19 protein-coding genes are annotated in these 21,469 nt (G+C 37.3%); 9 read left to right on the plus strand and 10 right to left on the minus strand.

Annotated features, from left to right (window positions below):
• Positions 1 to 3: 3 nt before the first annotated feature.
• The 5 genes from dut to B154_RS0127115 all read right to left on the minus strand — a co-directional run bounded on the left by dut (position 4) and on the right by B154_RS0127115 (position 5,495).
• A complete protein-coding gene (gene dut, locus B154_RS0127095; RefSeq protein ID WP_018617504.1) occupies positions 4 to 447 on the minus strand; it encodes a dUTP diphosphatase in 444 nt (147 codons plus the stop codon).
• A 57-nt stretch (positions 448 to 504) separates the two neighbouring features.
• On the minus strand, positions 505 to 987 hold the full coding sequence (ispF, locus tag B154_RS0127100; RefSeq protein ID WP_018617505.1) for a 2-C-methyl-D-erythritol 2,4-cyclodiphosphate synthase: 483 nt from the start codon (positions 985 to 987) through the stop codon (positions 505 to 507).
• A gap of 87 nt (positions 988 to 1,074) precedes the next feature.
• Entirely contained in the window at positions 1,075 to 2,250 is a 1,176-nt protein-coding gene (porV, locus tag B154_RS0127105; RefSeq protein ID WP_018617506.1) for a type IX secretion system outer membrane channel protein PorV, read from the minus strand.
• Between the two features lie 492 nt (positions 2,251 to 2,742).
• Positions 2,743 to 5,052 (minus strand): DUF2339 domain-containing protein, encoded by a 2,310-nt coding sequence (locus tag B154_RS0127110; RefSeq protein WP_026260480.1) that lies wholly within the window; start codon positions 5,050 to 5,052, stop codon positions 2,743 to 2,745.
• A gap of 11 nt (positions 5,053 to 5,063) precedes the next feature.
• Complete coding sequence (locus B154_RS0127115; protein ID WP_018617509.1) at positions 5,064 to 5,495, minus strand: type I restriction enzyme HsdR N-terminal domain-containing protein; 432 nt, start codon at positions 5,493 to 5,495, stop codon at positions 5,064 to 5,066.
• Between the two features lie 70 nt (positions 5,496 to 5,565).
• Between B154_RS0127115 and B154_RS0127120 the strand changes: the two genes are divergently transcribed.
• Positions 5,566 to 6,336, plus strand: a complete 771-nt coding sequence (locus B154_RS0127120; RefSeq protein WP_018617510.1) for an AMP nucleosidase — start codon at positions 5,566 to 5,568, stop codon at positions 6,334 to 6,336.
• Between the two features lie 295 nt (positions 6,337 to 6,631).
• On the plus strand, positions 6,632 to 7,183 hold the full coding sequence (locus tag B154_RS0127125) for a hypothetical protein (RefSeq protein ID WP_018617512.1): 552 nt from the start codon (positions 6,632 to 6,634) through the stop codon (positions 7,181 to 7,183).
• A gap of 134 nt (positions 7,184 to 7,317) precedes the next feature.
• Here B154_RS0127125 and B154_RS0127130 read toward each other — a convergent pair whose 3' ends face one another.
• The 4 genes from B154_RS0127130 to B154_RS0127145 all read right to left on the minus strand — a co-directional run bounded on the left by B154_RS0127130 (position 7,318) and on the right by B154_RS0127145 (position 12,099).
• Positions 7,318 to 8,682: an aldehyde dehydrogenase family protein gene (locus B154_RS0127130; protein ID WP_018617513.1), complete on the minus strand. Its 1,365-nt coding sequence runs from the start codon at positions 8,680 to 8,682 to the stop codon at positions 7,318 to 7,320.
• Between the two features lie 9 nt (positions 8,683 to 8,691).
• Entirely contained in the window at positions 8,692 to 9,402 is a 711-nt protein-coding gene (locus B154_RS0127135) for a gamma-glutamyl-gamma-aminobutyrate hydrolase family protein (protein WP_018617516.1), read from the minus strand.
• A gap of 100 nt (positions 9,403 to 9,502) precedes the next feature.
• The gene (locus tag B154_RS0127140; protein WP_018617517.1) at positions 9,503 to 10,651 is read right to left on the minus strand and encodes an iron-containing alcohol dehydrogenase; all 1,149 of its coding nucleotides are present in this window, start codon (positions 10,649 to 10,651) and stop codon (positions 9,503 to 9,505) included.
• A gap of 89 nt (positions 10,652 to 10,740) precedes the next feature.
• On the minus strand, positions 10,741 to 12,099 hold the full coding sequence (locus B154_RS0127145) for a glutamine synthetase family protein (RefSeq protein ID WP_018617519.1): 1,359 nt from the start codon (positions 12,097 to 12,099) through the stop codon (positions 10,741 to 10,743).
• A gap of 626 nt (positions 12,100 to 12,725) precedes the next feature.
• Between B154_RS0127145 and B154_RS0127155 the strand changes: the two genes are divergently transcribed.
• The 7 genes from B154_RS0127155 (at position 12,726) to B154_RS0127190 (ending at position 20,300) form a co-directional block, all read left to right on the plus strand.
• Positions 12,726 to 13,514: an MlaE family ABC transporter permease gene (locus B154_RS0127155; RefSeq protein ID WP_026260481.1), complete on the plus strand. Its 789-nt coding sequence runs from the start codon at positions 12,726 to 12,728 to the stop codon at positions 13,512 to 13,514.
• An 11-nt stretch (positions 13,515 to 13,525) separates the two neighbouring features.
• The gene (locus tag B154_RS0127160; protein WP_018617524.1) at positions 13,526 to 14,302 is read left to right on the plus strand and encodes an ABC transporter ATP-binding protein; all 777 of its coding nucleotides are present in this window, start codon (positions 13,526 to 13,528) and stop codon (positions 14,300 to 14,302) included.
• Positions 14,303 to 14,305: 3 nt separating this feature from the next.
• Entirely contained in the window at positions 14,306 to 15,340 is a 1,035-nt protein-coding gene (locus tag B154_RS0127165; protein WP_018617526.1) for an MlaD family protein, read from the plus strand.
• Positions 15,341 to 15,522: 182 nt separating this feature from the next.
• Positions 15,523 to 16,521 (plus strand): 2-hydroxyacid dehydrogenase, encoded by a 999-nt coding sequence (locus tag B154_RS0127175; RefSeq protein ID WP_018617528.1) that lies wholly within the window; start codon positions 15,523 to 15,525, stop codon positions 16,519 to 16,521.
• Between the two features lie 96 nt (positions 16,522 to 16,617).
• Positions 16,618 to 17,649, plus strand: coding sequence for a hypothetical protein (locus B154_RS0127180; protein ID WP_018617530.1), 1,032 nt, complete (start codon positions 16,618 to 16,620; stop codon positions 17,647 to 17,649).
• Positions 17,650 to 17,840: 191 nt separating this feature from the next.
• Complete coding sequence (locus B154_RS0127185; RefSeq protein WP_018617532.1) at positions 17,841 to 18,857, plus strand: hypothetical protein; 1,017 nt, start codon at positions 17,841 to 17,843, stop codon at positions 18,855 to 18,857.
• Positions 18,858 to 19,121: 264 nt separating this feature from the next.
• A complete protein-coding gene (locus B154_RS0127190) occupies positions 19,122 to 20,300 on the plus strand; it encodes a hypothetical protein (protein WP_018617533.1) in 1,179 nt (392 codons plus the stop codon).
• A 232-nt stretch (positions 20,301 to 20,532) separates the two neighbouring features.
• On the opposite strand, the gene B154_RS0127195 is transcribed toward B154_RS0127190, so the two are convergent.
• The gene (locus B154_RS0127195) at positions 20,533 to 21,459 is read right to left on the minus strand and encodes a TIGR01777 family oxidoreductase (protein WP_018617534.1); all 927 of its coding nucleotides are present in this window, start codon (positions 21,457 to 21,459) and stop codon (positions 20,533 to 20,535) included.
• Between the last annotated feature and the right edge of the window lie 10 nt (positions 21,460 to 21,469).

Here is a 21,469-nt window from a genome sequence, read left to right on the forward strand (position 1 = left end):
TTATTACTGTTTACCTGTATGGCCAAAACCTCCTTCGCCTCTTATAGTAGAATTCAATTCATTTACCTGCGTTAACACTACCTTTTCAACTTTCTGAATAACCATTTGAGCAATGCGATCGCCGGGATGAATAATGTTCGGCTCATTTGATAGATTTATCAATACTACTTTTAATTCGCCACGATAGTCAGCATCAACGGTACCGGGACTGTTTAGGCAGGTAATACCATGTTTTATAGCCAACCCGCTGCGAGGACGTATCTGTGCTTCGTAATTTGTTGGCAGCTCAATAAACAATCCTGTAGGGACCAGCCTTCTTTCAAGTGGCTGCAGTGTCAGACTCGCTTCAATATCCGCCCTTAGATCCATACCCGATGAGCCTTCGGTTGCATAAGATGGAAGCGGGTTTACCGAACGGTTTATGATATTAACAACGAGTTTATCCATTCCAGCAAATGTAATTATTGAGATGAAGAGAAAATTTATAAGTTATACAGGGGATTGTTAAAAAACAACCTTTTGAAGCAATACGGTAGCATAAGCCACCAGACCTTCCTGCCTGCCCACAAACCCCATAGCTTCAGTAGTGGTAGCTTTTATAGAAATGTCTTTTTCAGAAACGTGCAAAATAGAAGCAATTACCTGTTGCATTTTAACTGCAAATGGTTTTATTTTCGGCGCCTCCAGGCAAAGTGTAGTGTCTGCATTAATCAATTTATAACCTTCGTTTTGTACCAATGCATATGTACGTTGCAGCAAAATCTTACTGTCGATATTTTTAAACTCTGATGAAGTATCAGGAAAATGTGCACCAATATCTCCGAGTGATAAAGCGCCGAGAAGTGCATCACAAATGGCGTGTAATAACACATCTGCATCACTGTGACCCAAAGCTCCTTTAGTATGGGGTATCAACACTCCTCCTATCCACAGCTCTCTACCTTCGACCAATTGATGAAAATCAACTCCTGAACCTATTCTAAACATATATTAAATTTTGCTGTAACATTTATACAAAAAAAGCGAAGGTAGTGTTCCTTCGCTTTTTTTGCGTAATCAAATTATATAAACCGTTTATGGAGCGGTTGAACCTAAGCCGTTTGAATTATTATTATCAAGATCGAATACAAGGCTAAAGCGCAATGTATTTGATAATGGATTACGAGTAACACCATTACCCGAAGGAACCAGGTAAGAGAAATTTAGACCGAAAACATTGTATTTTAAACCTGCGCCTAGTGTGAAATACTTACGGTTACCCTTCAGTTTATCTTCGTAGAAGTAACCTGCCCGTAAAGCAAACTGGTCATTATATACATACTCACCTCCAACGGAAACCTGGTATTCTTTCAGTTCATTACTGAAACTACCCGCATCTCCAAAGCTGCTGAACCAGCTGCTTATTACACTTTTATTCCTATAATCTGACAAAGTTGAATCGTCTGTCAAAGCCGGAGGAGTGGGAACCATTAATTTATTGATATCAAGCCCTCCTGTAAATTTACTGGTTTCATCAAACACCCAGGTATAGGCAACCCCTAATCCTAAATTGGCAGGAATATAATCTTTTTGTTGCGCGTCGCTTGTATAAGAAATTTTTGAACCGAGATTACTCAGTGCAATTCCCCAGTTTAAACCCTGACCGTCAGCATTTACTCCTGAATGAAATATTGACAGATCTGCAGCCACTGCTTTACCTGACTTATATTGCACACCGTTCACTGCTTGTCCGCCGGCGAGATTACTGTTAATATACTTTAGAGAAATACCAGCACCTAAATACTCACTTAGTTTACGGCTGTATCCGAGATCAATAGAATACTCGCGTGGCCTAAATGATTGCAGGTCATTTCCGGCAAAATCGGTAAACTGTATATTACCAAGACTAAAGTAACGAATGGAGCCGGATATCCCCTGCTCCTCATCAATTTGGTGATAACCGGCTAGCGATGCAAGGTATACATCGGTTAATCCCAGGTCTTTTAACCATGGAGTATATGTCATAGCAACGCTGGTACGGCTTTTAGCAAAAGGCACCTTGCCGAGGTTCCAAAACGAAGCGTTGGCGTCGGGTGCGGTTGCAATACCAACGTCACCCATTCCACCAGCCCTGGCATCGGGCGATATCCTCAAAAACGGAACAGCAGAAGTAACTACATTTATGGTATTGTTATCCTGTGACTTTACTTGAGTGGTTAACGACAGAGCAAATAATAAAGCAGCAGAAAATTTTACTGTTAGTTGTTTCATCGACACAAGGTGTTTGTTTATTTACGTTAGTACGTTTTAAAGTTAAGCTGTAAAAATAGCAGAATATTTTAAAGTCAGACTAAAAATGCTTTTGGCAGATATTAATGTCTTGATATTCTTTTGCTTCTTTTACAATTCTAAAATGTTTTGAGTAACATTTTATTACATACTAACGACTTTATGTTGATTATCAAATAATTTTTATGACTTATATAACAGTATAAATAACCTGGCTACGATTACTGGAATCCACAAAAAATTCCGGCTAATAATAGAGTACATATAAAATCATAAAGCTGCTTCTATAAACGAAATTTAGAAGAAAAAAGTATCTAAGCTAACATTTTCGAGATTTTTCACATAAAAAACTCGAAAAACTAAAGTTAACCAGAAAGTTTTGAAACCTATACTAAGCAAGGTAACCACGATAAAGCTATAAAAACTAACTGCTAAAGCACTACATCTTTTGCTGTAAACGTATTATCACTTTTTCTAAACTTCCTCCTTTCCTGAAAGAAAATCTTTGTACTTGTTATACAAAAACGAAGCAAATAAAAGAAGTATTCCTAACAACACCAACACGATTGTTTTAGAAATAGTGGATAAAGATGCAAGGTCATAAAAAAACAATTTAAGTAAAGTGATGCCAAAAAGAACCATAGCGGATATACGTAAATGCTTTTTCTTTTTAATAATACCGAAAAAAATGAGTGTTAATGCATAAGCTCCACAAATAAGACTTAACCCTAACTTATATTGATTTTGGTAGCCGGCAAAATCCATCCACTGTATAAATTCATTTGAAATAACAGTAAGGAAAGTAAGGTTGAAGAAAGAAGAAAAGGCAACCTGTAACGAGTAAGCAGCTCTGAAAGCTGTCATGGATGAATATATGCTTAACCAAAGAAAAGCTAAACCGGCAAAGGACAGATATCGAACAAAAAGAATGGTACCGAAGTTGCCAGAAGCAGCCTTTAAATAATTTTCACGTAACTCTCCGGCTAAATATAAACCTCTTGCAAGAAATATCACATTTACAATCGCTGCCATAAGTAACAGCAAATGATGAAGACTTTCCTTTTTAACCCATCGTTCATTTATAAATAACCATGTTGCAAAATACAAACATGAAAATATGATTAATGTAAGAGAGCGGTAAACTTCCATCTGTTTTGTACGGTAAGTAACGTGCTTAAGCTCGTGACGGGTTATTGAATTGTGCCAGGCAAAATCTATTTCATTATAAAAAGCAAAATAAACAAGGAACAAAAAGGTCAAAGGAACGACCTTATTAAAAAAGATGGCTATAAAGGGTTTTATGCCTGAAAAAGTTTTTTGGGCACTGAAAGCCATGTAACCAATGCAACCACAAACAAACATAGAAAGCCAGAAGCCTACGTTTGCAAAAGGTGTCGAAGAAAAGCCGGAAACAACATTAGGTATTGAGAGATAGGAATAATTATCTGACCAATCCTGGATGAGGCTCAATACAGCAATAATAACAAGCGGAAAAGCAATTTCTAAATATACATGGCGGTGGTTAGCGGTGGCTATATAAAACAAAGTAGTTGCTTCGACTGTCCAAAGTAGCGTGACCCAACTTCCATCTAACTCAATTGGGATTGCGATGGTAAAAAATAAAAGACCGAGGCCTGTTACAAATTGAAATACAGAAGTATCGGCAAGCTTCAAACGGTATATGCAATAGCCTGCTGCAAAATGAAGAAATGCATTTGCAATGGTAAACCAAGTGAGAAAATGAATATTCTGAAAATTTTCTTCAATTAAAAAGACACCGAGAAAGAAATAAAATAACGCATTTAATAGCAAAATGCCTATTTCGCCTAACCTGTATTGTTCTTTCTTAAAAATTTTATATGAAAGGAAAGTTATGTAAAAAGTAAAAAAAGTGGCGGTTAAGAAAAACAGTCCTGCTGAAAATTTTTTACTCACCTGTGTTCCGGTAAATAACCAAAAAAGGTAAATTGACCAGGTAAGAAAAAAGGCAATATGATATAAAAGCTTCCACTCTTTTTTAAAAGATAAAACCAAAAGACCGATATTAATCAAAGATATATAAGCAAATAAACCAAACACATTACCGCTTTTATTTCCCAACAAGAACGGAATGGCGTAGGCAGCAACCTGACCTATTAAAGCGATCACTTTTTGGTTATACCATAGCGCAATACCTACTGATGCCCCTGTTATTATAATCATTGCAACAAATGCCAGCCACATAGGCAATAAACCGTAAAAACTAAAAGCTATGTAGGTAATAAAATAGGCAACCGCTAATCCGCCTGCAGTCAATACCGAACTAAAATATTCGTATTTTTTTTTGAGGCGAACTGCAACAATTACTAATGCAGCAGCCATACAATAACCCGCCATAATCCTTATAAACGGACTGACTAGTTCATTATCAATTGCATATTTAGCCCCTATAAAAACGCCGATTATTGTAACCAGTATACCAATTTTACTTATCACATTTGTTCCTATAAAATCCTCCATTTGGGTATTTATGTGAAATACCTGGTTTTGTTGATGAGACGGCTTATTCTGAACGTCTCGCCGAAATTTATCAATATATGGTTTTTGAGATTCTGAAGAAGCGAATATTTCATCAGCAGGTTTTTCAATTACACTTTGAGGCTGAGGATGGGGCTGTACAAGATTTTTGAGGCTTTCTAATTGTTTCTCTAACAAAACGAATTCATCATTCAGCTGCAATTGCCGGTTTCGAAGCTCAGCCAACTGCTTTGTCAGTTCTTCTATTTGGCGTTCTATGTCAGCCATATTTTCATTTTTTAAAAATCCGGAAGTTTGTGCAACCATTCAAATGTTCCCTGTTGCACATGTAAGGCAAAAGTTGAGGTCCCATTGGTGATAACAAGATATTCTACCTGTAAAGTAATATTATAATTAAGTATTTGTCTTATAACATCTTCATTTAATTTTACCTGCATTTCCTTGCATTCAACAATCAGCCAGGGTTTAGTATTTTTAAAGACAACAATATCGAAACGCTTCTTCACATCACCCAGCATAATTTCTCGCTCAACAGCAATCATCGAAGCAGGATATGATTTTTCCTGCATCAAATACTGCAAAAAATTTTGGCGTACCCATTCTTCCGGAGTAAGTAAAACCCACTGTTTTCTACATTCATCAAAAATTATTTCCTTCCCTTTTTCTTTTTTTATTTTAAAAGCATGTGGGGGAAACTGTATGTTAATCATCTAACAAAAGTATTTGCTAAATTTACTAAATCCTGTTGCGGTGTGGAATTAAGAAACGAAAAGAACAAATATGAATACAAAAGAAGAAATTGTAAAAAACTGGTTACCCCGATATACAGGTGAAAAGCTTGAAAATTTTGGAAAGTATATTCTGCTTACTAACTTCTCTAACTATGTAAAAATGTTTGCCTTTTTGCACGATGTACACGTAGTAGGTGAAGACAGGCCAATGCAATGCGCAACAGCTAATGGTATTACCATTATAAATTTTGGTATGGGCAGCCCGGGTGCAGCAACTGTAATGGACTTGCTTGCGGCAATTGCACCTGAAGCGGTATTGTTTTTAGGCAAATGCGGCGGACTGAAAAAAAGGAATAAAATAGGCGACCTGATATTGCCAATAGCTGCGATAAGAGGAGAAGGTACATCAGATGATTATTTTCCCCCGGAGGTGCCTGCTTTACCTGCATTCGCTTTGCAAAAAGCAATTTCAACTACTATACGCGAATACGAGGTGGATTATTGGACAGGCACAGTGTATACAATGAACCGACGGGTATGGGAGCATGACGTCGAATTTAAAGAATATCTTAAGCGCATTCGCGCCTATGCTATAGATATGGAAACGGCCACTATTTTTACCGTTGGGTTTTACAATAAAATACCTACTGGTGCACTATTACTGGTAAGCGACCAACCCATGATACCTGAAGGTGTAAAGACCGAAAAAAGCGATGTGGAAGTAACTCAAACCTTTGTAGATAAACATTTGAACATTGGTATAGACTCATTAAAGCAGTTGCAAAATAATGGCTTGACGGTAAGACACCTGAGATTTTAGTGCAGCAACTCTAACCATTTACAACAGCATTTCCGTGAGTTCAATTAAAGGCTTAGCTATTGCCTTATCTCGTCATAATTATTTTTATCTCAAATTTAGTATTCCTTTTAAGAGTAATTAGTCCACTCTTCCTTTAAAATCTACCTCTATTTTCTCACTGACTTTACCGCTTGTACCAACCACATAAAGATGCTATTTCAACACCTTGCTTTTATCTATTTTTTTGCACTCACCTTTTAATTAAAAAATAAAAATAGAAGGTGTATTTATTAAAAAATAAAAAAATTATAAAATCATGAAATCGAATTTTTTATTGATTGGTATTCTTGTGTTAGTATTTTTTTCCAGTTGCAAAAAAAATGATGAAAGTCCGGGCAATACTGTGTCCTGTAATCTGCCCAGTTCTTCAGTACCGGCTGAACTAGTAGGAAACTGGGCAAATGGATACAACTCATCTACACAAATAGTAGATGCCTACACGGGTGAATATGTTGGCAATGCATTTCAGAGCGGCAAGTTATTTCATTTTGAAAATGATGGCAAAAACGCTGAGTTTTACTACCTGGCCAACGCAGGGGTAAATGCAAAAACAGCCACCAAAGCAATAGGTACCGTAGAATTTCTGGATGATGAATCATTTATTTTTCACGCTTGTAAAGCTCATTACAAAGGCTGGCAAAATGGAACACTGAAAGTGGACAGGGATGCAACAGACCAGGAAGTGGCAAGCCCAGGATTAACGCAAAAATATTATTACTCGATGGTCACCTCCGGAAATACTACTTACATGCAGATTAAATTTGATAAAGCGGATGATTACGGCACTAGTTTCGAAAAAGTTCCTTAAGATTACCTTACAATAAATTTTAACCGAGTATGCATTTGCAGCGCGTTTAGTAAGTTAAATTAATTGCAAATGCATACTTTATTATCAAACAGTAGTTGCTGCGTTGGGGATAAAACTAGGATTGTGCTCTCACTTTAACTTCTTAAGTGAAAGGCTTTAGGCTTTGTAAATGTGCGCAAGCCTGTATGGGATAGAGTAGCTCCAAACCCCGAGTGCTTTCTGCCACTCCAGGGAAGAGCGGGACTGACTCTATCGCAACAATTCCAATAGCCCGTTCCCGCATTTATTTGTTCCAATATTTTTTCTGCTCTTGCCTTATCTGAACTATATACAGCAGCAGTTAATCCATATTCTGTATCCTGCATAAAGCGAATTGCCTCTTCATCATTTTGCACTTTCATAATGCCAATAACCGGTCCAAATGATTCATCTTTCATAACAGCCATGTCGTGATTAACATTTGTAAGAACGGTCGGCTCAAAATAATATCCACCTCTATCAATACGTTTCCCCCCTGTTTCAAGAGTTGCCCCTTGTCTCAATGCATCTTCGATCTGTTGTGTAAGTAAATCAATTTGACCCTTCCGGGTAAGTGGACCAATATAAATTCCTTCTTCAGTTGGCAATCCTACTTTCCATGAATTCACTTCTTTTGTAAATTCCTCAACATATTTATCATACACTTTTTCATGGATATAAATACGTTCAACCGCGCAGCAACTTTGGCCGTTATTATAAAAAGCGCCGTCAGCAGTGCCTGCTGCAACGGCTTTTATATCCGTTATATCGTCTGCTACGTACAGCGGATCTTTGCCACCTAATTCGCACTGGCATACAACCATTTTAGGGGCGACTCTTTCATAAATATATTTGCCCGTTTTATAAGAGCCGGTAAAAAAATATCCGTCAAAGGGCAGATCCAACAATTGTTCGCCCACCTCTCTCCCGCCGACCGCTACCTGGAAGCTTTTTTCCGGAACGCCGGCTTCTTTTAAAAGTTTTTCAATTTTTAGTCCGGTTAACGTTGCGTACTCCGAAGGTTTGTACATGACCGCATTCCCGGCAAGCAGTGCCGGAACAAATACATTTATACCAACAAGATAAGGGTAGTTCCATGCAGAAATATTGCAGACGACACCTAGTGGTTCATAAACGATTTTTTCCTCCATTCCTTCTTCGAAAGTCATTGTTTCGGCAGATAAATATTTTTCTGCATTTTCTGCAAGCCACTTTATACGCTTCCTGGCGCCATTTATTTCATTGCGTGATTGCTGCAATGGTTTTCCGACTTCAGTTGTTAAAGTCAAAGCAAGATCTTCAATATTTTTTTCTATTAGGTCAGAAAACTTTTTGAGGACTTTAACCCTTTCGGCAATTGGTACTTTTTGCCATTCCGGTTGATTACCTCTTAATAATTCAAGCTTTTCGAATAAACTTTCCTTTGTATCTTCTTTTACTTCTTTTATAATTTCTTCTGTCGCCGGGTTAATGATTTGCATAATAGTTGTTTAAATACTGTTTTTTACTGCTTCTAAAAAACTTTCTTTTATGTTTTTAGACATAACACTTTCCTGGTCATCCATTCGCTCGGGGTGCCATTGTACACACAACATATAAGCCTTATTTTTTTTATCTTTAAATTCCAATCCTTCTATTATTTTTTCATCAAAATCATATGCGTTTGCCATGAGGTTATCGCCTAAAGCCCCAGGATCTGCAACCTGGTGATGTGCACTGTTTACATTACAAACGCGAGCGTGAGTGATGCCATAAAGCAGGGAACCGCTTTCAATTCTTATAGCGTGTTGTTTATCTGTATCTGCTTCACGGCGATGTTTTTCATTTCCTCTTAGTTCCAGGTCTTGAATCAGCTTTCCTCCCTGTAAAACATTTACCAATTGCAAACCTCTGCATATTCCTAATAATGGCTTAATACCCGCCTGAGAATATTTGTAGATCTTTTCTTCAAACTTGTCCCTTCTTTGTAAAAATTCATCTGGCTTGTTATCATATTCCATCGAACCAGAATAAAACTCTGGATGCACATCAACACCTCCTGTCAATATAAATCCATCGCAGGTATAAATATCTTCTGTATTATTTTTTTCAAATGACAACTCAACCAGTTCTACATCATTTTGTAAATCTTCTTGATCAAACCAATTCCAATAACGTTTAAAATTCATTTCAGTGAAACTGATGCCGATTTTCTTTTTCATTAGTAAGTATGGATTAGAAAGGTAACCGCATGTTTAACCAATTTTCTCAACAACGCCTTCAGGAAAACTAATTCGCTATAAGATAGCATATAATCATTCCTTATAAAGCCCGACTATACAGTTGCCTGAAATCTTCCCTTGTTACCGGTTTGGGATTGTTGGGGTGAGCAAAATCGGCCACGGCAAGGTCAGCCAGCATTTCTATATGTTCTTGCTTTACACCAATATCTGTTAGCTTATGAGGTATGCCTATTGTTGCATTAAGATCAAACAAATATTCTACTACAGCTTTTCCCGTTTCATCTTTTAATTCCAACGTCCTTGCTATTTTCCTAAACTTGTACTCAGAGCCCTCTATGTTAAATTCCATTCCGTATGGAAGGTTTACAGCATTGGCAAGGCCGTGATGAGTATCAAGAAGAGATGAAAGTGGATGAGCAAGCGAATGAACAACTCCAAGTCCTTTTTGAAAAGCAACCGCACCCATAATAGACGCAATGAGCATTTTGCTTCTCGATTCTAAGTCAGGCCTGTTTACCGCATTTTCTAAAGATTGGCTGATTAACGAAATGCCTTCCAATGCAATTCCTTCGCACAAAGGATGAGGCATTTTGGCAAGGTATGCTTCCATATTATGGGTCAAGGCATCCATACCTGTAGCAGCAGTAATAAATGGTGGCAAGTCTAATGTTAATAAAGGATCGGCAAATACGATTTTGGCTAATAATTTTGGTGAAAAAAGGATTTTCTTTTGGTGCGTTTCATCATCCGCAATGATGGCGCTTCTGCCGACTTCGCTGCCAGTGCCGGCTGTAGTTGGAATAGTGATAAAATGTGGAACATCATTCGTTACATATACATCTCCGCCAATGAGATCATCATATTTAAAGAGATCTTCACGGTGGTTTACCCGCAGTACAACTGCTCTTGCAACATCCAGCGCAGCACCTCCACCAATTCCTATAATGCAGTCTCGCCGAGAAATATCATATACATCTGTTCCTTTATATACGTCAGACTTTACCGGATTTTTATGAATGTCATCAAATACTTCTACAGATATATTCTTCCTTTTCAGCCCATAGATAATTTCTTTAAAAAAATCAAATTGTGCTATGGTCTTATCTGTTATGATAAGGGGTTTTAATAAATTATTTTTCAATAAATAATCTCCCAATTCTTTGCTCGCTCCGGCACCAAACAGAATTGTTGTCGGGAAATTGTACTGATAAATTTTATCGAAGATCATGATACAGTAGTTTGACTGTGGGGTGAGTTGTGAGGTTGAGGTGTTTGATAAAAAGTTTTTTTCTCGTATACCTAAACCTTCTACTTATTTTAAATAATCTCGAAATATCTTTTATACTCCCAATCTGTAACTGCTTTCAGATGCTGTTTCCATTCCCATTCGCGCGTTTGAACAAAATGGCGAACAAAACTTTCTCCCAATATTTCTTTTGCAAGTTTTGAATGTTTCATCATTTGTGTAGCCTCATCAAGCGTCTTGGGAAGAGTTCCATTAGAAAAATCTTTATAGCCATTTCCCGTAGTAGCAGCCTGTTTAAGATCAAGTTTATTTCTAATTCCGTATAAGCCCGATGCCAGCGCTGCGGCCATTGCCAGGTACGGATTTACGTCTGAGCCAATCACTCGAGTTTCCAACCTGCATGATTTGCTACTGCCTGGCAATGCCCGCAAAGCAACCGTTCGGTTATCCACACCCCAGGTAAGAGTAGTCGGCGCCCAGGCTCCTTCTACCAGCCTTTTAAAACTATTTATGACGGGAGCGAACATAGGAAGAATATAAGGAAGACAATGCAGTTGCCCGGCGATATAATATTTCATTATTTCGCTCATTTTCATATTATCCTTCTCATCATAAAAAAGATTTGTCTTACCTGTATCATCCCAAAGGCTTTGATGTACGTGCCCTCCGCAACCCGGAAGATTTTCGTTAATCTTTGCCATGAATGTTGCCATTATAGCATGCTTATAAGCAATTTCTTTTACAGCAGTTTTAAATAATACCGCCCTGTCTGCTGCCTCTGTAATTTCAGAATAGACAATAGCCGCCTCAATAGTGCCGGGGCCTGTCTCTGTATGCAACCCCTCTAACGGCACATCAAACTTCTTTAGTAATTGAAAAATGTCGGTAAAAAAAGGATTTTGCAAGGTGCTGCGCAAAATGGAATATCCAAACATGCCAGGAGTAAGCGGAGTGAGATTTCTGAATTGTTTTTCGTTAGCACTTCGTGGTGTTTCCGCAAAATTGAACCATTCAAATTCCTGGGAAAAAAAAGGTGTGTAGCCGGCGTTTTTCGCATCACTCAACACTCTTTTTAATAATTGTCTTGGGCAAACGTAAGAGGGCTGATCACTTTTATCAATTATTTCCGCTAAAAAAAACGGAATATCATTTTCCCAGGGAATTTTTCTAAAAGTAGACAAATCTAATTTTGCAAGAGCATCAGGATAACCAGAATGCCAGCCAGTAAATTCTACATTGTCATAAGCAACATCTGCGGCATCCCACCCAAAAACAACATCGCAAAAGCCGGTATTTGAATCGATTACTGAGAGAAACTTTTCTACGGAAATATATTTTCCCCGCAGGATACCATCAATGTCTGTAACGGCGATTTTTACTTTTCCTGACGGGTGATCTTTTACGTATTGAACAATTTCTTCTTTATTCATATTATTGCTTTAGCCAACAAAATTTATAAGTTTTTTTTCGCCGTTATAACTTTGGATCTTCAACCTTTAGTTCCTTCCAGAACAAGATAATTATTTTTTTTGCTGAGAAGATATGAATTTTTAATATTTCTGTGGCGAATACTACAAAACTTTCTGCTATGGTTATCTTTTGGCCACCTCATTACACTTTAGACAACATTATAAAAAAATTATATCAGATGTCTAAATGAAAGAAAAAGATCAAGGTGCAAAAGAAAATTGCTCTATGTAATGTGGAAGTTTTACTACAATCTTGCTTTACAATTGTTTGAAATATTTACAGAAAAGAGATTATAACATAAAATAGCTCAATTTTTAATTTTAAATACTTTTATTCATTTACGGCTCTCTTTTTTTACTACAGAATCCACGTAACAGCAAATATGGCTGAAAAAAGCCTGGTGGTAGTGTTTGCAGGTGAAAGAAATGCGACGCAATCATGTTTAACCAAAGTACAAAAAGTTGTATCAATATTTAAAAATCGCCTTACTTAAGTGGAATTTGCAGTTACCGTAATCAATGATAGTACAAAAGATAAAACCGATACGTTACTTTCGCAATCTGATAAAGTATAACATATAAAGGATATGAATGTAAAGCCACCAAGAGAATATGTGATTACGCGACGGATGGATACCTTTTTTATCAATCTTTATGACGCCTCAAAATTTGTCCTGAGATTTTTTAAAGAAGTTTTACAGCCTCCTTACGAGGGAAGAGAAATCATCCGGCAATGCTATGAGATAGGGTACAATTCTCTTCCGCTGATTTCATTAACCGGTTTTATTACCGGCCTGGTTTTTACCAAACAATCACGGCCGTCTCTTGCTGAGTTTGGCGCTACTTCATGGTTACCATCCCTTGTGGCAATAGCCATTATAAAGGCGCTTGCTCCACTTGTAACTGCATTGATCGCTGCAGGAAAAGTGGGATCAAATATTGGAGCTGAAATAGGTTCGATGAAAGTAACAGAGCAGATAGATGCAATGGAAGTTTCAGCTGTCAATCCATTTAAATTTTTGGTGGTCAGCCGGGTGCTTGCCACTACATTTATGATCCCTGTGCTTATGTGTTATACGGGAGGTGTGGCAATGTTTGGTTCGTACCTTAATGTTCATGTAAACGAAATGACAAGCTTTGTTTCATTTTTTGAACAGGCATTTCAAAAAATTTCCTTTCTCGATATTTTTGCTTCTTTGACAAAATCTATTGTGTATGGTTTTACCATTGGCATTGTCGGTTGCTATAAAGGTTACCACGCAACATCAGGAACTGAAGGGGTGGGAAGGGCGGCCAACTCATCTGTAGTTATTTCTATGTTTTTAATTTTTGTGGAAGAGATACTTATTGTGCAAATAGCTAACTCTATAAAATGACAGTAAAGTAAATGGAGAAGCCAGCTACAGACAGGATTAACGAAAAAGAAGCAGTAATTGTAATAAGAAACGTTTACAAATCATTTGGAAACAACCATGTATTACGCGGCATAGACCTTGATCTTTATAGAGGAGAAAACGTGGTGGTACTTGGCCGCTCAGGCACAGGAAAATCCGTTTTAATTAAAATTATTTCTGGTTTGTTGAAACAGGACAGTGGCACAGTAAAAGTGTTGGGACAGGAAGTAGACAGGTTGAACGATCGTCAATTGCAGGAATTGCGGCTGAAACTGGGATTTTCTTTTCAAAGCAGCGCTTTGTATGATAGCATGACGGTTAGAGAAAATCTTGAATTTCCACTTGTGCGAAACCAAAAACATCTATCAAGAAAAGAAGTGGAGGATGCGATAGACAGGGTGTTGGATGCAGTAGGCCTTATTCAGACAAAACATCAAATGCCTTCTGAACTTTCGGGGGGGCAAAGAAAACGCATCGGAATCGCACGTACGCTTATTTTACGTCCGGAAATTATGTTATATGATGAACCGACCGCGGGTTTAGATCCGATAACGTGTATAGAGATCAACAACCTGATTAATAAAGTACAGGAAGAATTTAAAACAAGTTCTATTATCATTACACATGACCTGACCTGTGCCAAAGCTACCGGCGACCGAGTAGCTATGTTGCTTGATGGAAAATTTATAAAACAGGGAACTTTTGATGAAGTGTTTAACAGTAATGAGGAAAGAATAAAAAGTTTTTATAATTATAATTTTATTGAATAAAAAATGAAATCAACAAAAAATACGAGAGCAGTTATAGTTGGTATTTTTGTACTGCTGGGAGTTGTAATATTTGTGATAACTATTCTTACACTTGGCGGCCAACACAAAACATTTGACAAATCAATAACTGTAAGGGCCATTTTTGATGATATAAATGGTTTGCAAAAAGGAAACAATATCTGGTTTTCAGGCGTAAAAATAGGAACGGTAAAGAAAATATCTTTTTACGGAAATGCCCAGGTAGAGGTAGATATGAATATAGAAGAAACAGCTCAGGAATATATTCGTAAAAATGCGAAGGCAAGAATTAGCTCAGATGGATTGATTGGAAATAAAATAATAGTAATCTATCCCGGGGTCTCGAAATCGCCGCCTGTCGAAAATGGCGATATGCTGGGAGTAGAAAAAGCACCTAATCCGGATGAAATGATGAGTACACTGCAGTCGAATAACAAAAACTTGCTCGAGATTACAAATGACTTTAAAGTTGTCAGCAGAGGAATTGCAGAAGGAAAGGGAACAGCAGGAAGATTGCTAACAGATGACAAGTTAATTGATGACCTTCAGGCGTCAATGGTGCTATTAAAAAAAGCTTCGTCTAATGCTCAAAGAATTAGTTCGTCCGTTGCTGATTATGCTGCCAGCCTTCACAAAAAAGGTACACTTGCAAACGATTTAGTAACAGATACCACAGTTTTTAACAGGCTAAAAACAACAGCCGATCAAATGCAGGAAGTATCGGCAACTGCCAATAGCGTGGTAAATAATTTAAACAACGCAACTAACGGTCTTAACAATAGCTTAAACAACAGGAATACGCCGGTAGGCATGTTACTCCATGATGAAGATGCAGCAGCAGACATAAGAGTCACACTGAGAAACCTACAAACAGGCAGTCAAAAGCTGGATGATAACCTGGAAGCTTTGCAGCATAATTTTTTATTAAAAGGCTTTTTTAAAAAGAAGGCAAAAAAAGAAGAGCAGGAAGCAAAGGAAAAACAAGTTGCACCACAAGCAGATTCTCTTGTAAATCGTTAATCTTTTTTTGCTATTGTTGCTGTTATAAAACCTTTTTCTTCAAATAATTTCTTAACAGTTATCGTTTCTGTGCGTACCCAGTGATAATTGTTAAGCAATCTTTTGTACTTGATTCACCATTAGTAATATTTTGATTTACTAAAGAACGAGTGTCAGAGTACTCATCTTTTTATATCGTTAGCATGAAAATAACATTCTTTTCAACCCAGCCCTACGATAAAGATTTTTTTATTAAATACAATAAGGATTTTGGTTTTGAACTTGAATTCATTGAAGCTGGTTTAGACGAATCTACAGTTGATATTGTAAAGAAAAGTGAAGCCGTTTGTGTATTTGTAAACGACAAGGTGACAAAAAATGTAATTGAATCTCTTGCCTCAAAAGGGGTTCATATAATAGCATTGCGGTGCGCAGGTTTTAATAATGTGGATCTAAATGCCGCTAAAGAAAACAATATAAAAGTTTGCCGCGTACCAGCCTATTCACCGGAGGCAGTTGCAGAACATGCTGTTGCCATGATTCTTACATTAAATCGAAAAACCCATAAAGCTTACAATCGCGTACGTGAACAAAACTTTTCGCTAAATGGTTTATTAGGCTTTGACATCCATGGCAAAACCATAGGAGTAATAGGTACCGGAAATATCGGGAAGGCGTTCTGTAAAATTATGATGGGCTTTGGTTGCCGCGTTCTTGCTTTTGATCTTATTGCTAATAAAGAACTCGAAGAAGCAGGAGTTCAATATCTGCCTCTGACGGATTTACTTGCAGAAAGTGACATTATTTCTCTCCACTCTCCTCTTAATGAACAGACATATAATCTAATCAATAACGAAACGATTGATTTGATGAAACCTGGTGTTATGCTTATTAATACAAGCCGCGGGGGCCTTGTTGATACAAAGGCTGCAATAGCAGGGCTAAAATCTGGTAAGCTGGGTTATCTAGGAATAGACGTGTATGAGCAGGAAGAAAAATTGTTCTTCAGAGATTTATCAGCCGGAATCATTGATGATGATGTTATATCCCTTTTAATAAGTTTTCCAAATGTTTTGATTACCGCTCACCAGGGCTTTTTTACCCGCGAGGCCCTTACTAAAATTGCTGTAACTACTCTATCAAATATTAGTTCTATTGCAAAAGGCGATGATCAAAAAAACAATAGCGGCTTAGTAATCTAAATTATGCATTTATATTAACAGCCTGGTTTTGTTATCAATGTTATAAATATTATAGCTTAGAAAAATCTTTTGAAAAAAAACTTTTTTCTTCGTTTTATGAAAGCAGTAAAATATTTAGCAATAGTATTAGGAGGTATTTTTCTTTTTGTAGCATGTAAAAAAGAATTAAGCTTTGAAAATGGATTACCTCTGGGATCTGCCACTGGTACTTTAAAAAGCGAGTCTGGCAATTGCCAGCCGGTTACTATTAAAGGGAGTTACGTTAAAGACAGTATATTGACCGACAGTAATTATGTTGAGGTACAGGTTAATTTTTCTGCAACAGGTAAATACAAAATTTCTACAGATACCTCAAACGGATTTTCTTTTCTAGATTCAGGTTATGCATTCACTACCGGTTTGCAAAGTGTCAGGCTAAAAGGTACGGGTAAACCTATCTTTGTTCAACAGACCAATTTTTCAGTTGCTTTTGACACCAGTGTTTGTATGTTCTCAATAAATGTTACCGATACTCTCCCTCCCCCCATAGTTACTCCTGTAACGTCCGCAGATTATTTTCCTACTTCAGATAGCAGCAATTGGACCTACCAGTTTCAAAACGGCAGTACCTCATCCGATAGTATTCACACAGCTGTTTTCGGAACTGATGCGACTATTGCAGGCAATACTTATCGAACTTTCATTTCTCAGCAGGCTGGAGTTATTGATACAAGTTATTATAGAAAAGGGGATGGTTTGTATTATACCTATGGCAATTTTAATCAGTTTAAGATTTACGATACTGTAGATAGTAAAGCAGATTATATTTTCTTAAAAGATAATGTTCCTGTCAGCACTACATGGGAGTCTCCTGAAATAAATGCCACCCTCGCTTCTACACCGGGAAATGCAAAAATCACGTTTACTATTGAAGGGAAAGACATACAAACTACCATTGGCAACACCACTATTGATAGCGTTATACAAGTTAAGCAGGAATATATGTTTGCTCCGTCAGCAACAGGAGTATATCAAACAGCAGCTACCGCCAATTTTTACTATGCAAAAAATATTGGTTTCATTAAAGCTGAAACATCAGACCCGTCTCCTGTTACACTTTACATTTCCAGGTGGGAGATTTATTATTAATAGTAACTATAACTAATATAAAAAAGAGTTTGTGACAAACACGGCCGCAAACTCTTTTTTATATAAAGAGCATATGGCAACTTATTTTATTTAATATTCGCCTTTTTTAGAATTTAGTATACCTTTTCTCACATCAATTAATCCAATAGCATTTGATAACATCAAATGCATAAGTACAAATACAATATTTTATGAAAGCAGTAAAACGATTAGCAGTAATAGTGGGAAGTGTGTATCTTTTTGCAGGGTGCCAAAAAGAACTGAGTATAGAAAATATAGGCTTTCAAGGTGTAGCCAGTGGTTCTTTAAAAGACAATTCGAGTAATTGTCTTCCTGCGACCATTATGGGTAACTATGTAAAAGGCAGCGTTTTAACCGATAGTGATTTTGTGGTAGTTCAGGTTAATTTTTCTTCGCCTGGCTCCTATAAAATATCTACCGATACCTCAAATGGTTTTTCTTTTGAAGGTTCAGGTGTCATGCAAGACTCAGGATTGCAAAGCATTACGTTAAAAGGAACAGGAAACCCTGCTCTTATGCAACAAACCAATTTTGCAGTTACTTTTGATACTTCTGTTTGTATGTTTTCGATAAACGTTACTGATTCAACAACAGCTGCCCCGGTAGAAACAAGAGATTATTTTCCTACTACTGATTATAGTAACTGGACGTATGCCAATAGTAAAACTTCTGACACAATTAATGTAAGATCCAATGAAAAGGACAGACATTGGCTGGCTAATAATTATCGCATGTTTATTAACAACTACGGCTCACTTGACAGCGATACTTCGTATTATAGAAAAAAGGGTGTGGAATACTTCGAATACGGATATCCCGACCTTCTTTTTCAAATAAACGGCCCTCAGGCAGGGGATAAAAAAGTTGATTATGCTTTCCTAAATGACAGCTTACCGGTAAACGGCACCTGGGAATCTCCTGAAAAAATTGTAACCTCAGGAACAATTACCGGAAAATCAAAAATAAAGTTCACCATAGAAGCTGTTAACAGCACACTAACAATGGGTTCTGTAACAGTTGACAGCGTAATACAGGTGCAACGGGAGTATATGTTTGCTTCTGACCAAACCGGTATTTATCAAAGCCAGGGAGCTATTAATTATTTCTATGCAAAGAATATTGGTTTAATAAAAATAGATCTGGGAAACAATGATATTATTTACGCCAAAAGGTGGGAGATATTCTAGTTTAAGAAACAAGAAATTTTTTTAAGTTACAATCGGCCTTACCTGAGTTATTGCCGGCCTTGCATCAGGTTTTTGTGTCGGATCATAAAAAATAAATTGTTTTAAGGAATTGTCAGCTCGATTCCATTAATTGGAATACTTATAAATATATTTGGGGAGCAATATTTAGAAAGAGGTAAGGTTAGTGAACTGCTACATTTATTCTTACTATTGTAAATAATTGATCACGAAGAAACTTTAAGTAAAAAACTTTTTATTTGTTTTATGAAAGTAGTAAGGTATTTAATAATATTGATGGGTGGTATCCTTCTTTTCGCAGCATGTCAGAAAGAATTCAGCTTTGAAACTGGAAGTCCTGCTGCCGGCTCTTTAAAGGATACAACAGGCAATTGCCTGCCTGTTACCGTTAATGGTAGCTATTACGTTGACAGTACGCTCGCAGACAGCAATTTTGTGATGGTACAGGTTCGATTTTCCGCACCCGGCACTTATACAATATCTACAGATACCTCAAATGGCTTTTCTTTTTCTGCTACAGGATCTGTAAAAGATGTGGGCATTCAGACTATTAAACTAACAGGCATAGGAAAACCGATTGCTTCTCAGCTAACAAATTTTTCAGTTTCTTTTGACTCGAGCGTTTGTACTTTTCAGATTCCAGTTACAACTGGCACTAACAGTGGAGAAACGGCAATTTATACACTGGCCGGCGCTCCAAATACTTGTTCAAATGCAGATGTACAAGGAGATTATGAAGAAGGGGTAGTTCTAAATTCAACAAACCTGGTATCGATACAGGTAAATGTAGACAGTGTGGGAACTTATTCTATATCTACCGTGACCAGTAATGGAATGAACTTTAGCGGACAAGGAGTATTTACTTCAACGGGAGTGCAAACAGTTGTCCTGCAAGGTTCAGGAACTCCAATTAATGCAGGCAATACCGATGTTCCTTTAAATGGAGGAGGCAACTCGTGCAACTTTACTGTTCCTGTAAAATCTGCCACGCCTCCTGGCGAAGACTCTGCATGGCAGTTTAGCGATGGACTAAACTTTTATCACGGTTTTATCGACTCAGCCTTTACACACACAGTTCCCCAACTTAATAATGCAACTGCACTAAGTTTTTATGGATTCTCTTATCCGGGCCCTGATTCATTATTCCAAATGGATATTTTACTTCCGGGCGGTACCATTCAAACGGGAACTTATAATACGGATTCCGCGAATGCTGATTTCTACTTGTACAGTACTGACACAACTAAAGCACCTTACTTTAAAGCGGATTACACAGTAACACCGGCAGTAAATATTCAGATAAACATCAAAACGTATGATCCGGTAACTAAAATTATAACCGGTACATTTAGTGGAACAGCAGTAAATGGTGCAGGTCAAAAAGTGACGATCAACGAAGGAAAGATTTACGCAAAAGTAGAATAAGACCAAACGGTTTTGAAACAGCGATATTAAAAAGGTTATTTCAATAGTGAGATAACCTTTTTAATATCTAGTAAGTGTAAATCAGAAGAAGGATAACGTCACATTTCGGAAAAAAGACCGAAAAATTTCTTTATGAGTCTTTCGCGGTTTGGAGGTGCGTTTTTCATGGTTCGGAGGTGGGTCTTTCACATTGAAGTTGAAAAAGAATTAATTTAATATTTGAAAATAGAATTTATCGAATAAGATTATCCAAAGCACTTTCGATTGAAGGATAAAGAAAAGTAAAACCAGCCGATCTTATTTTTTCTGAACTTACCGTTGCGCTTTTTAGCACTTCAACACTCAATTCTCCAAGCAATACTTTTAAAACAAATACCGGCACATGGAGGTGCACAAAAAATCTTCCTTTCATTTTTTGCGCCAGCAGCAAGGTTAGTTCTTTGTTGGTTACCGGTGTAGGTGCTACTGCATTGTAAACGCCTTCTAAGTTTTCATTTTCAATTGCATATATAAACGTTCGACACAAGTCTTCTATATGTATCCAGCTTACAACCTGCTTTCCGCTGCCAAGTACACCTGCTATTCCAAACTTCACGGGTTTTTTAAATTCGGGAAGCGCACCTCCTTCATTACTTAGCACAATCCCTATACGCAATTTTACAAGACGCTTACCAACTTCTTTTATAGGCTCGACACTTTCTTCCCACAGCCGACATGTCTCACCTAAAAATTCTTTATCCGCACGCATGTCTTCGGTGAAAGCCTTTTTCTTAGGTGAGCGGTTTTCATCTTTCCCATACCAACCTATTGCCGATGCACAGATAACTGCTTTTACTTTATTAGGTACCTGTTGCAACGCTTTTACCAATAAAGCTCCGCTTTGCGTGCGACTTTCTACTATTTCTTTTTTTCTGTCGCTAGTCCATCTTTTATCTGCTACACCTGCACCCGCAAGATGTACGATATAATCAGCGGATGAAATAGCGCTCTCATCTATTTTTTGCGATTTTACATCCCATGTTGCAAAAGTTATATTGTTGCTTTTAGAAGTTTTTTCAGTTCTTGTTAAGATAATAACCTTATGCCCTTTTGCTGTAAGCATGTCAGTAAGAGCAGAACCAATTAATCCTGTACCACCCGTTATAAGTATTGTAGACATTGCAGCGTTT

It is taken from the genome of Segetibacter koreensis DSM 18137, from assembly GCF_000374045.1.
Lineage (GTDB): Bacteria > Bacteroidota > Bacteroidia > Chitinophagales > Chitinophagaceae > Segetibacter > Segetibacter koreensis.